Origin of the sequence: Chitinophaga sp. Hz27, from assembly GCF_042263525.1 — a bacterium.
GTDB lineage: Bacteria > Bacteroidota > Bacteroidia > Chitinophagales > Chitinophagaceae > Chitinophaga.
In genome coordinates, this window is sequence record NZ_JBHKFJ010000009.1 from 49,361 (window position 1) to 64,568 (window position 15,208).

Below are 15,208 nucleotides of genomic sequence, written 5' to 3' on the forward strand. Positions count from 1 at the left end.
AGGGACTTCGCGTAATGTGAAGTCCCTGTTTATTTATAGTTTAGTGAGTACCGTCGCAGCGGCGCAGCATTATGAATTGTTTGATGCCTTTAAAGTGGCCAGGGGCGGCCCATTGCAGCACAAAATCTTTCAGGATGGCGAAACCTTCCGGCCATTCTTCATTATTGAGCAAACAGGTACTGGCACTGAGTTCGGCGGATTTATCCATCGAGAAATAAATCTTTATCCAATTGAACTGGCGGTTTGGGATGATGGCACTTAATGCGGGTGTGAGTAGCTGCAACATCGTGCTATCATCGGGCATATCGTCCCAGCTGCCCTGGAAGCCGATGTTGCCTGGTTTGGGATGCCAGTGAATATCATTTTGATCTGTGAAGTCGAGCTCCGGATAGTGCGAATCAGTAAGCGAATCCATGATTGGCGGGAGCGTGGTGCTCATGTAATTGCGGATGGCAGAGTCCAGTCGTGTGGCCACGGTATCGCCGATGCCTGCCACCATTTCGGTAATACCTTCCGGGAAGAGTTCATGGCTGGCTTGAAACATTACCTGCACCAACTGTGGGTGCATCCCCGGTGTAGGAATAATCTGTGCTAGCAGGAGTACCTGCCCGTCTGCCAGGAGTGCATGCTGACCATTGGCATTTACTTCTTCTGTGTGATAGTGCTGGGATAATAACTGTTCTTTAAAGCTACTGTACAGGTATTCATCCGGTGTGACTTCGTGTGCAGGCCCGGGTTCCGGCGCCGCATCCTTCTTCTTTAGAAAATCAAAAAATCCCATATCATTAATTGGATTATGTAGGAGGGGAAGATAAGGCAATTACTGATATATGCAGAAAACGCTGCCTACCGGCAGCGTATTTCTGGTTTAAACTATAAAGGACAGCGTTTATATGCGATGATTATCTACATAAAATTCCCGCGCCGGTGATTTCACCAGCAAATGCTTTTAACAATTTGTGCGCGGACTTTATACAATAGCGACGCTACTACAGATTTTAACAATGTTCCCCGTGTTGTTAAGCATAGTTTACCAGGACTAAATATTTCCTGGCAGTTTCCGTGGAAGGACGACAGGCTGAATACAGGATGTTTGCTCGATAATTTTAAAAGGCTTGTCGTCTATTCCGGAACAAAGATATATAGGCAATTGGAAATAAGATATATTTTAAACATATATATTAATTAATAACTAATTTATTAAAATGATTTGTAAAAAATTGATATTTAATACGATATAGTTATCTAGTTGATCAATGAGCCTGCGCTCGTTTTTAGGTTAGGGTAGATTACAACTAGCATAACAGGATAATTACAGCAGGCTGAGTGATTTGATGTAATCTTGCAACATCAGTTTTTTTAACCCAAAGAGGAATTGAAGATGGATAATCACAGCAAATGGTTTAGTGTAAATAAACAATTATGGAATAATAAAACCGAAGTGCATTTAGGCTCGGAATTTTATGCAGTGGATGCATTCAAGGCGGGGAAGTCTTCGTTAAATGCCATAGAATTGGAAGAAGTAGGCGCGGTAGAAGGCAAGCACTTGTTGCATCTGCAGTGTCATTTTGGAATGGACACGATTTCGTGGGCGAAGAATGGGGCTGTAGTTACCGGCCTTGATCTTTCAGATAAAGCCATAACAGCTGCGGAAGACCTGGCAGCACAATTAGCAGTTCCTGCCACTTTTGTATGTGCTAACGTATATGACACTACGAAAGTAATCAGTGGTGAATTTGATATCGTGTATACTTCTTACGGTACGATAGGTTGGTTGCCCGATCTGGATATATGGGCGAAGGAGATTGCGGCCAAACTGAAGCCAGGTGGTTTCTTTTATATGGTGGACTTCCATCCGATTGTATGGATGTTTGATGACCAATTCAAAGAAATCCAGTATTCTTATTTCAATCAGGCGCCGATCGTAGAAACGACCAATGGCACCTATGCCGACCGATCCGCTGACCTGCATGATACTTCCTATGGCTGGAATCACCCTACCAGTGAGGTCTTGAATGCATTGAAGAGAGCCGGGCTGACGCTGGAATTTTTCAACGAACATACCAGCTCTCCATATAATTGCTTTGCTAACACTGTAGAAGTAGCGCCGGGCCTTTTCCAGATCAAAGGCCTGGAAGAGAAGATCCCGATGTTGTTTTCCCTGAAGTTTACCAAGTAACGTGAACGGCTATATTATTTTATCTGGTATTGAAACGGTGAAGCCGGCAACCCTGCTCCATTGCTTAAGGTAGTGGCAGCAGGGGTATCGGCCCAGGCATAACGTATCATCACAGGCAGTTCTACGTTGTCTGCCCAAACAATTACCTGGTTGCCTTTCAGGACAGCGTTGGCCCAAACATAGCGATGATCGGTGCCGGCAACAGCAAATTGTTTAGGATGGTCCGCATTAAACTTCAATCCCTGTTCTGTATGGGCGAAAGTGAGAATCAACTGTTTCCCTTTTCTTTTCGCTTGCTGTAATACAGGTCCCTGGCAGGTTACATCATTTTCGCCATAAGCGGTATGCATAGCACATAAAGCGAGGCGTTTGCCTACATCTGCTTTGTTTAATGGATGTATATCATTCCATTCACCGATATCGATGGTTACTGCCATGCCGGTGGCGGGCAATGACTGCGTTTGTGCCTGGACTGCCCTGAGTGCAGCCCAATTGCTCTCTACGGGCTGGTCACGCGTTTCCATATAACTGGCTAGTTGCACAAAAAAGAAAGGCATAATTTTATCTGGCGTGTGGCCCTGCCAGTTAGTACGCCAACTATTGATTAATGCCGGGAATATTTTCGTATAGGCTTCAGGGTTGTTGGTATTGGCCTCGCCCTGATACCAGATAACGCCTTTCAACGCAATATTTTTCAGTGGTGCTATCATCCCATTATTCAAGCCTAGTGGCGGCAACCAATAGGAAATTGTGGCTGGCATAGCCGCGGAAGTACAGCCAATCTTGTAATGCCAGTCGCCACTGAGTTCTATGGTATCCTTGCTATTGAACAACTGGTATCTTTTATCTTTATAAAATCCTCCCGCACCGCTGTAATTGATAACGCGAACGACTATACTATTTTTTCCTTCCTGCAGCATACCCACAGGAATAGGGTATTTGCGGGGAGGATACTGATAGCCAGTGGTGCCTGCGAAGCGCCCGTTTACAAAAACTGAATCCCGGTCTATCATATTTCCCAGCCAAAGCTGTGCTGGTTGGGAAGCAAAATCTTTGCTGAGGGTCACTTCTTTCTGGAACCAGACAACGCCCTGGCTATCGGTGATGCCTTGCTCTTTCCAAAGGGAAGGAACTTTAAAGGTTTGCCAGGAGCTGTAATCATTTGCGGTCTCATACCATTTAACTGGTGCCTGAAGGCCTGCATCTGATTGCCAGAGGTGTGTGTACCAAACATCATTGACGTAGGTATCATGGGCTTTGAGACTATCAACATAATTCTTTTGCTGGAACTGTTTGGCGATGGAGAGCAGGTCCGGGAACTGTTGCAGGGTGTTTTCATCCAGCCAGGCTTCTGCGGTGCTGCCACCAGTCGCACATTTAATAATTCCGATTGGAATGTGATAGCGTTGGTATAGCTGGTCTGCAAAGAAGTATCCGACAGCACTAAAGCTGCTAATGCTTTGTGGTGATACAGTTGTCCAGGCGCCGGATTTATAATCTTCCTGGGGGCCATCCCAGGTAATGGTGGTGCTAACGTTGAATTGGCGGATATCCGGATTGCTGGCACTTTTGATGATGTCGGGGTATTTGTCTTTCAGCCTTTCCATGGATAGTTCCATATTTGATTGGCCGGAGCAAAGCCATACATCGCCAATCAGAATACTATTAAGCTGAATAGTGTTGTTACCGGTGATGGTCATCTGGAAAGGGCCGCCTGCATTCATCGGTGGCAGTGTAACTTTCCATTTTCCATCTTTACCGGTAACAATGTTGTAATGCTGCTGCATGAAATCTACTTGCACCTTTTCTCCAGGAGATGCCCATCCCCATATTTGTAATTTTACATTTCGTTGTAATACCATGTTGTCGCTGATGAGGCGTGGTAGTTTTACTTCTGCGAAGCAAAGCTGAGATAGCAGGCAGCAGGAGAGCAGGTACAAGCAGATTGTTTTCATAACGTGGAATTTTAGAATCCGATGGAATTGCCGCCATCGACGGGAAGGATAACTCCTGTGATATATTTTGCCGCATCGGAGGCGAGGAATAGCGCTGCGTCGCCGATATCGGAAGGTTGTCCGAGATGTCCCATGGGTGTGCGTCCCAGGGCTTTGTTTTTGCGTTCAGGGTCAGCATCCAGGGCTACTGCTGTCATGGCGGTGGCGATGAAACCTGGAGCGATTGCATTAATTCGTATACCCTTTGGAGATAGTTCTACTGCCATGGCCCTGGTGATACCATCAATGGCTGCTTTGCTGGCACTGTAGGCGATGACGCGGGGCATACCATATTGTGCAGCCATGGAGCTGATATTGATAATGCTACCTTTTCCTTGGGGCAGCATATGTTTGATTACTTCCCTTGATAATGCGAAAACCGCTGTCAGATTAGTATTGATGACCTTCTGAAAATCTTCGTCCGTAGTTTCCGTAAGATCTTTTTTCATGTTGATACCTGCATTATTTACCAGAATATCTATCTGTCCATACGTTTTAATTATATTTTCTACTAGTATTGGCAGTGTAGCAAGATCGCTTACATCATGGTTAATGGGATGGCATTTTTCACCGAGTTGTTGTCTTGCATCTGAGAGTTTTTTTGCATTCCGACCTATGACAATAGTTTGAATACCATTATCAACGAATTTCTGCGCGATAGCCAGTCCTATACCGGAGCCGCCTCCGGTTACTATTGCCACGCGCTTGTTGTTATCGTACATGTATTCCAATTTTATTAGTTTCAATTTCCGGGAGCAAAAGGAAATTTCAGTTGCTGATAATATTCCAGGTTATGCGCCGGCATAGGATATTGTGCTGGTACAGGCAATTTGTTTACCGATGAAAAATAGGCCAGGCAGGCATCTCGCCACCATATTGCTTCCTGGTGTTGAATGTCGAGCAGCATGCTTACCTGGTGGAATCTTTCTTTATCTATAAAGCCTGCTATGCTTGTCCATTGTTGCTGCATCTGCTCTATGCCTTTAACACCTGCATTGTATTGGTAGCAGAGTTCATCCCAGAGTGTTTTTCCAGACGGCATTTTGTGTTGCCAGCTTACATGATGGAACCAAAGTAAAAAGTGAGGATCGCATGTACTGCTATCGCTGTAGTGTTGTGCAAGTGCAGGCTGATATTGCGCAAGTGCATTGGAGCCTGTTGCTGTGCGATCGAAGCCGATACCGTAGCGGTCTGCCTTATGATAGTATACCGGGTCCCAATCGGGACGTGGCGCGTGATTACTCCATGGTGCAGGGCCGTAGTGGTGGCCGTTGCCCATGATATGATGGAGGCCTAATGGCGTCATGTATTGTACCACAGTTTCGCGGGATTGCAGCATCATTTGCTGGATGGTGTTCACCAGTTGTGGGTTACAACCGAAGGTCTGGCGAATCCATTCGGTGGCAATGCTATCGGCGTGTAGTTGCGGGTTCCATGCGAGCCTGCCGAGTGCGTACCAGTTTGCCTGTCCGAAAGGATGGTTGGTCCAGTTACGTTCATTACCAATGTTTGATACACCGGTAATACCTGATAATGTATGGTGGTAAAGTTCTCCATCTACGATACTGGCTACAGTGCTGTTTTTGCCGTTGGCGTAAGTATCTGTTTCCAGTACCTCTTTGAATAACGGCGCCTCATATACGAGGTGAGTGCCTTGCCCGAGGTATTCCTGTGTGAGCTGGTATTCCAGTAGCAGCGGGGTTTTAGGCATGGCACCTAGCAGGGGGGAGATAGGTTCTCTTGGTTGGAAGTCGACCGGCCCATTTTTCACCTGCACTAATATATTGTTATGGAACTTTCCATCTAGCGGAGTAAATTCTTCATAGGCTTGTTTAAATCTATCTGAGGCCTCGGGATTGTATACGAAGGCTCTCCACATGACGATGCCACTGTAAGGGGCGAGTGCATCGGCGAGGAGGTTGGCGCCATCAGCGTGGGTGCGGCCATAGGATTGAGGGCCTGGCTGTCCTTCGCTGTTGGCTTTTACAAGGAATCCGCCGAAGTCGGGGATGATCGTATAAATTTCTTTTGCTTTTTGCTGCCACCAGGTGCGAACAGAATCGTTCAATGGGTCGGCGGTATGGAGGCCTCCGATTTCAATAGGAGCACTGAAACGTGCGCTGAGATATACTTTGATGCCATATGGCCGTAGTACGTTGGCGATGGCTGCTACTTTGAGCAGCCAAGGGCGTGTAAGTATAGTGGCGCTGGCATTGACATTATTAAGGACGGTGCCGTTGATGCCGATAGAAGCGTTTAGCCTGGCATAATCCGTATAACGGGGATCTATATACGTAGGTAGCGTATGCCAGTTCCAGATGGATATGCCGGCGTATCCGCGTTCTACGTAGCGGGTGAGGTTATCCCAGTGGTTGAGCAGGCGTAGCTTTACGGTTGGGCTGCTTTGTTGTTGCAGGTTGCTGATAGGTTGCTGTTGCTGCATAATGCGCAGCAGGGCGAAGGTGCCGTATAATATGGCGATATCAGATTTGGCGGTGATGATGGTAATGTTTTTTCCAGCATAGGAGATGGTTTTAAGGAGATAACCATTGCTGTCCAGCGGCTGTACCAGGCTGCTGAGCTGCTGTTGCAGGCCGGTTGGTAATAGCTGCATGCGTGCGCATACGAGTGTATGGTTTTGTATGGAGTTGGTTTCCGAAACCGATTGCTGCAACATGCCTGGGAGGGCTAGTTTCAATTCATTTCGTATAGCGGTGTCCGTGGGTGATTTTCCGGGAACATAGCAGCTGGCTAATTGTGATCTGTAGGCGGAAAGTATTGCTGGTTGGGAGATAGGAGTGTATCGCAGCCATGCATGGTATCCGTCTTCTGCTTGAGCATGATGGTAGCAGAGGAATATAAATAATATAAGGAGTGCTTTTTTCATGACATAACGTGGAATTAAAAATTGCAAGAAAAAATACAATCGGTTGCGTAAAAATTGCAAAAAAATTCCCATTAAATGGAATTATTTTTTTGTGAGGAGTCGCGGATGATTAGTTCGGACCTCAGTACAATGGTATTGGTATTGATAATACTGGTTTCACCGTTGAGATGATTGGCCAGACTGGTTACTGCTGCTTGTCCCATGTTATAGCCGGGATAGTTGACAGTGGTGAGATTGGGTTCAATTACTTTGCTGATAGGATCGTTATTGAAGCCGGCGAAGGCGATCTCCTGTGGTATTTTTATACCAGCGGCTTTGATGGCGATCATACAGTATACGGCGGCGGTGTCGTTGGCGCTGAAGACGGCATCGGGGCGGTCTTTAGGTTTTAGTTTTAGTATATGTGCAGCGGCAGCGGTGCCAAAATCTTCGGTGAGGTTGCCGTTGAGTACGAGCTTTTCATCAAAGCTGATTTTATGATCGTGGAGGGCTTGTTTATAGCCTCTGAGTCGCTCCGCGTATACGCTTAGCAGCATATTGCCCCCCAGGTGTAGTATGCGTTTGCTGCCTTGTTTGATAAGATGTTCCGTTACCTGATAGGCGGCGGCGTAGTTATCAATAATGATAGAAGTGCTTTCCGGGTGAGCAGAAACGCGGTCAAAAAATATGACAGGAATTTTCTTTTGAAAGAAGTCGTCGAAATGCTGGAGGCTTTCGGAGCCATAAGCCAGTGACACCATGAGTCCATCTACCCGTTTGTTAAACATGGTATGGGCGTTCTCCATTTCTTTATCTGCCTTTTCGAGTGATTGCGCGATAATGAGGTTGTATCCTTCGCGACTGGCGGCATTTTCCATTCCTGCCAGTACGGACGACATGAAATTACTATTGAGTCGTGGTACAATAACACCCAGTGTCTGCGTGCGTTTACTTCGCAGGCTGCTGGCAAATGTATTGCTGCGATATCCCAGCTGGCGGGCCGCTTCCGCAATTTTTTTGCGGGTTTTGATATTGATAGTGGGATGATCTTTTAATCCGCGACTCACTGTGGTGGCGGATATATTCAGATGTTTGGCAATATCGTATATCGTAATTTCTTTCTCTTCAGACATAGATGAACGGGTTTCCCTATACAAATAAAGGTAGAAAATTTCTATCAAAAAAATACAATCGGTTGTATTTTTTAAGAAAAGAACACTATATTCGTTCTGTGAAATAGACCCTGAGAGATTCCACGATTATATTGCCATTAAACGGCTCCACGAACTTAATTGTTATGAAAACTGCTGCCAACTGCTGTCTGTTAAACATTCTAGCATATTCCACGCCTCCTGGGAGGCCACCTATGCCTGGTGTGCTTTCGCTTATCTTATGTAATACCTTATCTGTATTGCATTACAAGCGATAGTGTTCCATAGTTTATTCTATCCGCATTCATTTCTTGCGTTATTAACCGGTTGAATACAACCGATTTCAATTTATCAATCAAAATCTTCAAAAATGGTCCAGCACGAACCACAATGCCGCAACGGCAATTGGTGGCGCATCCAGTTCTTTACTACGCTATTACTGCTGTTATGCGCTACCATTCACACCATCCACGCACAGGCGCAGGACCGCCAGCTATCGGGCCTCGTCACCGACGATCATAACCAGCCGGTGCCCGGCGCCTCCATACAGATCAAAGGCACCAGCATCGGTGCTGTTACCTCCACTGAAGGAAAATTTGTCATCACCGTAAAGTCTACCTCCATACTGGTTATCTCCAGCATCGGCTTTGCGGAAAGAGAAATAGCCGTAGGCGCCCAGCAACAACTGAACATTCAGCTGAAGCCTGTTGCCCGCGATGTCAGTGAAGTGGTCGTAGTAGGTTATGGTACCCAGAAACGTAAAGACGTTACCGGCTCCACGGTAAGCGTTGGCGAAACAGCCCTTCGAGAAGTGCCTTCAGCCAACCTGCAGCAAGCCCTCCAGGGAAAAGCCGCCGGCCTTGAAATTCAACGCTCCGGCACCACGCCAGGATCTGGCGCCGTAATACGTATCCGCGGTACCCGCTCCATCTCCGGACAGAACGATCCGCTCTTTGTAGTAGATGGTATCCCCTTCGAAGGCTCCCTCAATGATCTCAACCCCGATGATATCGCCAGCATCGACATCTTAAAGGATGCTTCCGCAACAGCCATCTATGGCTCCCGCGGCGCTAACGGTATCGTAATGGTTACAACCAAACGCGGGAAAAATGGCGACACCAGAATATCTTATAGTGGTTACCATGGCATCGCTACCGTTGCCAACAAATATCCGGTGTTCAATGCCACCGAATACCAGGCGATGCGTAACATCTCGCCCTGGGGACAAGGCTATATGCCGGAAGAAAAGGATTACATCGCCAAAGGCAAAAGCACCGATTGGCAAGACCTGATGTATAATAATGGTTATAGAACAGATCATAATCTCACCATATCTGGCGGACATAATGGTAATACTTTCTCTCTCGGTGGTGGTTATTATAAAGAAACTGCTGTATTGCCAGGACAGGATTTCAGTCGCTATAGTGTTCGTGCAACCATCGATTCCCGTATAGGCAAGCGCGTTAAAGTGGGTATCTCCACACTCAACCAGGTAGGCATTACCAACGGCGCGCAGTTTGTTGCCAGCGGAACAATGTTTCCGATACTGGCAATGAGCCCTTTGGAAGCTCCATACGATAGTTTAGGAAAGGTGAGAGCATTACCCAATGGTAATATCGACGATAACAATTATCCTACCTATAGTCCGCTGCTACTAAAACATAATGATAATAACTGGGTAGATAAACAACGCCGCCTTACTACCAACAATAGTTTGTATGGTGAATATGAAATTATTGATGGCCTGAAATACCGTGTGAACCTGGGACTCAGTTACCGCACCGCGGAGAATGACCAATTCCAGAGTGCTGATAATCTTGCGCTTGGACGGCCAAGTTTTTTCCGTGGCGGCAAAGGCAATACCGCCTATGTTTACAATGATGAATCCTGGGGCTATACACTGGAACATCTGTTATTGTACGATAAAACGTTTGCACAAAAACATCATGTGAACTTCACCGGATTATATAGTATCCAGGAGAATCACATGCATTATACTTCTGTAAGAAAAGACTCTATCACAGAAGACTTTGTACAGTTCTATAACCTTGCACAGTCCAACGCTACACCGGCGCCGGTAGTAGCAGGGAATGAAAGCTCCTGGGCACTGCTGTCATACATGGCAAGGATCAACTATGCTTTCGATGAAAGATATATGCTGACGCTGACAGCTCGTATGGATGGATCTTCCAGGCTAGCGCCAGGAAACAAATGGCATAGCTATCCGGCTATTTCCGCCGGCTGGAATATCAGCAAAGAATCCTTCATGCAGCACATTAGCTGGATATCCAGTCTGAAGCTGCGTGCAGGATGGGGCCAGACTTCCAACCAGGCGGTATCGCCGTATTCTTCATTAGGACTTGTTACCAATAATAACTATCTCACTGCGCCAGGTGATGTTATCCGCTACAACTTTGGCCAGACCATCGTGACAGGCTATCAGGTAGTGACCTTACCTAATCCAAACCTGGAATGGGAATATACACAGACCCGCAACTTCGGGCTGGACTTCGGTTTGCTGGACAACAGGATTTCAGGATCATTGGAATATTACAATTCGAAAACGAATAATATTCTCTATGGTGTATCGCTGCCACCTACTTCTGGCGTAGCCGGTAATTATACCAGTAACGTAGGAGAGATGGAGAATAGGGGTATGGAACTTTCTGTATCATCGGTAAATGTGCGCTCCAGGAGCGGTTTTACGTGGAGCACTGATCTCAATCTATATTTCAACAGGAACAAAGTTTTGAAACTCAGTAATGGCGTAACGCAGGATATCGCCAACCAGCTATTTGTGGGCCATCCGATGTCTGCGATTTATGATTACAAAAAACTGGGTATCTGGCAAGCCAGCGAAGCAGCAGAAGCGGCGAAATATGGTGCTACGCCAGGCCAGATCAAACTGGAAGATCGCAGCGGCCCCAGTGGTAAGCCTGATGGCGTTATCAGCGAGTTATATGATCGTTATGTGATTGGTGATATGGACGCTAAGCTGCAAGGAGGCATGACCAACCGTTTTGCTTACAAGGGCTTTGATCTCAGCTTTACTGTGTACGCACGCTTTGGTGGCTTGCTGGTAAGCCAGGTACATCAGTCCAACGCCTCTTACCTGACGGTGATGGATGGTAAAAGAAATGGTATCAAAGTGGATTACTGGACACCTACTAATCCCAGCAACTGGTTCTCGATGCCGCAAACACAGATCAGTAATATCAGTACTGCGTGGACAACGCTCGGTTACTATGACGCTACCTTCCTGAAACTCCGTAGTGTTAACCTGGGCTATAGTTTCAGCAATGCAATGCTGAATCGCCTGAAGGCGCAGAAACTTCGTTTATACTTCACCGTGGATAACGTAGCCACCCTGTTCTCTCCTTACTACAAGCAGACAGGCATAGATCCTGAAGGTACTGGTATTGGCAGCCAGGGCGTAGGTAACCCCGGTAATCTCCGTAGCAATACCAATGGCAACGGCGCTATAACTATCGGCGTATCCACACCACCAGCAAGGACTTTCACCTTTGGCGCTAACGTTTCTTTCTAACCGGTAAAACTTGCATCGTATGAAATCATTACATAAAATTATCAGTCTTGTTGCCGGTGGTATCCTGCTAACTACATCCTCCTGCAATAAAAAACTGGAAGAACATCCATATACTGTTTTTTCTGTTGATTATTTTAAAACACCTGCGGGCATCAAGAACGCTGTCTATTCGCTGTATTCGGGGATGCGTTACGATTATGGTCCTGAAGGGGCTGTAGGTATTACTGTTGATGGTACAGATGAATTCACCTATGCTTCCGAACCACGTAATGGCTCTGGTGGAACCGGTGATTATCTCACCCTGGGTAACTACACGCTTGATTTTGCCAATGGCGCTATTCAAACACCCTGGAACCGCAACTACTCCAATATCAACCTGGCAAATGCCGTAGTTGAGTTTGCACCCACAGTGGCTTTATCTGATGCAGAAAAAGCAATAGTGCTAGGAGAGGCCCGTTTCCTGCGTGCGTTGTATTATATGCTGCTGGTAGAACAGTTTGGCGCGGTACCGGTGGATTTAGGAAGTGGAGAACTGAAGTTTAATCAGACGGCCTTTCAGGGATTTAATCGACTACCGGTAAAAGATATACTGGTAAAGGATTATAAAGTAATAATTGACGACCTGACATTTGCTACGCAGAACCTTCCTGATAAGCGCCCTGCCGGAGAGTTCCGACTTTGCAAAGCAGCAGCTTACCATATGTTGGCAAAAGCGTATATCCATAAAGGTTATTCCGGCGCAAAAGAGGCGACGGATTTCACCAACGGCTATACGGCTGCAATGGAGGTAATTAATAACCAGGCGAAGTATGGCGTGGCATTACAACAAAATTATGCTGATATACACAAGCCAGGTAATGATTATAACAGTGAGATATTATATGCAGTAGAACGTATTCCTGGCAATAACATCGCCAATGAAGTGGGCAATCCTACAGGAATTGGTGGTAGCAAAGGAATTGATGCCAATAATGATTTTGTGGGAGATTATACTTCTGTAAAAGCGCCACTGGCATCTTCTTCCACGCAGCCGGTAGGTACGCGTACTACGCAATATGGCAGGCCTATACGTCGTTTTTGTCCAACCCCATGGCTGTATAATGTAGCTTTTGCAGATAAGGATAATGATAGTCGATATGATGGTACGTTCCGTACTGTATACATTGCATCGCAGACAGGTGGCGGCTTTACTGCCAGTACAGATACTGCGTTTATACTTGCCAAAACCAACAGGATAGCAGATTCGCTAAATGGCGTATTACCCGTTGGGCCACGATTAAAACCTTACCGGGTGATTGCACCGAGAGAGTTTTACCTGATTGGTGGCTCTATAGATCCAGCTGTTACAGCCAACTTCTATCCAAGTTTAAGTAAATACGAAGATCCAAATAAACTGGCGGCCAATGATCAGGGCGGCAGGCCTTTTGTGGTGAGTAAATTATCGGAAGTATACCTGCTGGCTGCTGAAGCAGCCTTGCAGGATAATCATCCCGCCGATGCATTGACTCTGATTAATATTCTTAAACAACGTGCCGCTTACCGACCTGGATTATCTTCCTCAGATATAACAAATCGTTACAATGCTATTAAGGTGAATAATGTCGTGGATATTACGCTGGACTTTATCCTGGATGAAAGGACCAGAGAGCTTTGCGGCGAAAGTATGCGCTGGCCGGATCTTGCTGTGCGTGGAAAATTGGTGCAACGTGTGAAAGCCTTTAACCCGGATGCCGGTAATGTCAAAGACTTCCATGTACTGCGCCCTATACCTAAAGGACAACTCGATGCGGTGGCAGACAATAACAAAGCGCAATATCAAAATCCTGGATATTAATCTTACTAAACGATTTTTAAATAGTACTATATGCCTGGCATACCTAAATATTTTCCTATACTGCTATTAGCTGCTACTGCATGTTTTGGTAGCTGTAAAAAAAATGTAGACACAGGGATATTGTCTACCGGCAATTTCGGCGATACCACTGGTGTGCTGAAAGATGCGGCTGCATTTCCTATCGGAACTGCGGTGAATAACGGGCCACTGCAGGATCCTGCATTTCTGGCTATTACCAAAAGGGATTTCAGCTCGGTTACTTTCGGTTATGAAATGAAACATGGTGCAGTGGTGAAAGACAATGGCAGCATTGATTTCACGACGCCAGATGCCATGGTAAACCTCTTAGGTGATATGACCATCTGGGGCCACACACTTTGCTGGCATCAAAATCAGAATGCAACTTATCTTAAAAATTTTGCTGGCATTATTATTCCGGCGGCTACGGAACTCCTGACCTATGGCGGTTTTGAGTCAGGCATGACTGGATGGTCGGTGTTTAATACTGGTAACCCCAGTGGCACCGCTACCGTTACCACAACCACGGTAAGCAGTGAGATACACGGTGGTACTACTGCCATGAAAGTAGTGAACCCTACTGCTTATCCGGGTAATCAGTGGAGAGTACAGGTTTCCAGTGCGTCCTTTGCTACAACACCTGGCAAAAGCTATATTATTTCTTATTGGGTGAAAGCGGCATCTGCTGGAGGTTCTATACGTTTGTCTACCGGAACAGCCCCCACTACTTCACAGTACCAGGGCGACCAGAGCATAGGTACCAGCTGGCAGCAGGTAAGCTGGAGTATCACGGCGGCCACCGCCACCAACACGGTATTGTTTGATATGGGGCAGGCTGCCAATACATACTTCATCGATGATGTAAGTATTAAAGAAGCAGTCGTGCAGCCGGATCAAACACAGATCGCTGTGAAACTGGATACTGCACTGAAAAAGTTTATCACCGCCATGGTAGGGCATTATAAAAATAGGGTGCATGCCTGGGATGTAGTCAATGAGCCTTTTGCAGATAACCCGGTGGCTATACGAACAAATGTAAATACCAATACCGATGCGAAAGATGTATTGGTATGGTCTAATTACCTGGGCCGTGATGCAGCGTATAAAGCCTTTAAATATGCAGAAGCCGCTGATCCTACCGCTGATCTCTTTATCAATGATTATAATCTGGAATCCAATAACGCTAAGCTGGACTCTTTGCTGGCATTTGTAAAAGAGCTGAAGGCAAGAGGTTGCAAGATAGATGGTATTGGTACGCAGATGCATATCTCCCGTACTTCTAACCTTGGCGGCATCGATAACATGATGCAGAAACTGGGCGCTAGCGGATTGAAAGTGCGTATCTCTGAGCTGGACGTGAAGGCAGTGGCGGGAAGTGCCGCCGGTGGCCTTACGCCACAGTTGCTAGCTTATCAGGCAGTCGTGTATAAATATACCGTAACCAGCTACCTGAAATATATACCAGCAGCACAACGTGCGGGTATTACCATCTGGGGTGTCAATGATAAAAACAGCTGGCTCTATAATAACGGGGCCGACTATCCGCTGTTGTATGATAATAATTATAACAAAAAACCTGCCTACAGTGCTGTGTTGCAGGGGTTAAAAGGTAAATAGGC

General features: G+C 46.2%; 9 protein-coding genes. 4 read left to right on the forward strand and 5 right to left on the reverse strand.

The genetic code is table 11. The features are described from left to right. Positions 1-40 precede the first annotated feature (40 nt). Entirely contained in the window at positions 41-781 is a 741-nt protein-coding gene (locus ACE38W_RS21345) for a DUF6348 family protein (RefSeq protein WP_375834442.1), read from the reverse strand. 600 nt (positions 782-1,381) lie between these two features. Between ACE38W_RS21345 and ACE38W_RS21350 the strand changes: the two genes are divergently transcribed. Next, complete coding sequence (locus tag ACE38W_RS21350; RefSeq protein WP_375834445.1) at positions 1,382-2,179, forward strand: class I SAM-dependent methyltransferase; 798 nt, start codon at positions 1,382-1,384, stop codon at positions 2,177-2,179. A gap of 14 nt (positions 2,180-2,193) precedes the next feature. On the opposite strand, the gene ACE38W_RS21355 is transcribed toward ACE38W_RS21350, so the two are convergent. The 4 genes from ACE38W_RS21355 to ACE38W_RS21370 all read right to left on the reverse strand — a co-directional run bounded on the left by ACE38W_RS21355 (position 2,194) and on the right by ACE38W_RS21370 (position 8,172). Next, positions 2,194-4,134, reverse strand: a complete 1,941-nt coding sequence (locus ACE38W_RS21355) for a sialate O-acetylesterase (protein WP_375834447.1) — start codon at positions 4,132-4,134, stop codon at positions 2,194-2,196. Positions 4,135-4,145: 11 nt separating this feature from the next. After that, positions 4,146-4,895 (reverse strand): SDR family NAD(P)-dependent oxidoreductase, encoded by a 750-nt coding sequence (locus ACE38W_RS21360; protein WP_375834450.1) that lies wholly within the window; start codon positions 4,893-4,895, stop codon positions 4,146-4,148. A 20-nt stretch (positions 4,896-4,915) separates the two neighbouring features. After that, on the reverse strand, positions 4,916-7,060 hold the full coding sequence (locus tag ACE38W_RS21365) for an alpha-glucuronidase family glycosyl hydrolase (protein ID WP_375834453.1): 2,145 nt from the start codon (positions 7,058-7,060) through the stop codon (positions 4,916-4,918). 71 nt (positions 7,061-7,131) lie between these two features. Then, on the reverse strand, positions 7,132-8,172 hold the full coding sequence (locus ACE38W_RS21370; RefSeq protein WP_375834455.1) for a LacI family DNA-binding transcriptional regulator: 1,041 nt from the start codon (positions 8,170-8,172) through the stop codon (positions 7,132-7,134). 388 nt (positions 8,173-8,560) lie between these two features. On the opposite strand from ACE38W_RS21370, the gene ACE38W_RS21375 reads away from it, so the two are divergent. From ACE38W_RS21375 to ACE38W_RS21385, 3 genes are read left to right on the forward strand one after another with little or no spacing between them, the layout of a single operon-like run. Further along, a complete protein-coding gene (locus ACE38W_RS21375) occupies positions 8,561-11,737 on the forward strand; it encodes a SusC/RagA family TonB-linked outer membrane protein (protein WP_375834458.1) in 3,177 nt (1,058 codons plus the stop codon). Between the two features lie 19 nt (positions 11,738-11,756). Further along, complete coding sequence (locus ACE38W_RS21380) at positions 11,757-13,571, forward strand: RagB/SusD family nutrient uptake outer membrane protein (protein ID WP_375834460.1); 1,815 nt, start codon at positions 11,757-11,759, stop codon at positions 13,569-13,571. A gap of 30 nt (positions 13,572-13,601) precedes the next feature. After that, positions 13,602-15,206, forward strand: a complete 1,605-nt coding sequence (locus ACE38W_RS21385) for an endo-1,4-beta-xylanase (protein ID WP_375834463.1) — start codon at positions 13,602-13,604, stop codon at positions 15,204-15,206. Positions 15,207-15,208 lie beyond the last annotated feature (2 nt).

Excerpts from the sequence above, each read along its gene's own strand:
- ACE38W_RS21355 (WP_375834447.1), bottom strand. The coding sequence starts at position 4,134 with ATGAAAACAATCTGCTTGTACCTGCTCTCCTGCTGCCTGCTATCTCAG.
- ACE38W_RS21380 (WP_375834460.1), top strand. The coding sequence starts at position 11,757 with ATGAAATCATTACATAAAATTATCAGTCTTGTTGCCGGTGGTATCCTG.
- ACE38W_RS21365 (WP_375834453.1), bottom strand. The coding sequence starts at position 7,060 with ATGAAAAAAGCACTCCTTATATTATTTATATTCCTCTGCTACCATCAT.
- ACE38W_RS21375 (WP_375834458.1), top strand. The coding sequence starts at position 8,561 with ATGGTCCAGCACGAACCACAATGCCGCAACGGCAATTGGTGGCGCATC.
- ACE38W_RS21370 (WP_375834455.1), bottom strand. The coding sequence starts at position 8,172 with ATGTCTGAAGAGAAAGAAATTACGATATACGATATTGCCAAACATCTG.
- ACE38W_RS21360 (WP_375834450.1), bottom strand. The coding sequence starts at position 4,895 with ATGTACGATAACAACAAGCGCGTGGCAATAGTAACCGGAGGCGGCTCC.
- ACE38W_RS21385 (WP_375834463.1), top strand. The coding sequence starts at position 13,602 with ATGCCTGGCATACCTAAATATTTTCCTATACTGCTATTAGCTGCTACT.
- ACE38W_RS21345 (WP_375834442.1), bottom strand. The coding sequence starts at position 781 with ATGGGATTTTTTGATTTTCTAAAGAAGAAGGATGCGGCGCCGGAACCC.
- ACE38W_RS21350 (WP_375834445.1), top strand. The coding sequence starts at position 1,382 with ATGGATAATCACAGCAAATGGTTTAGTGTAAATAAACAATTATGGAAT.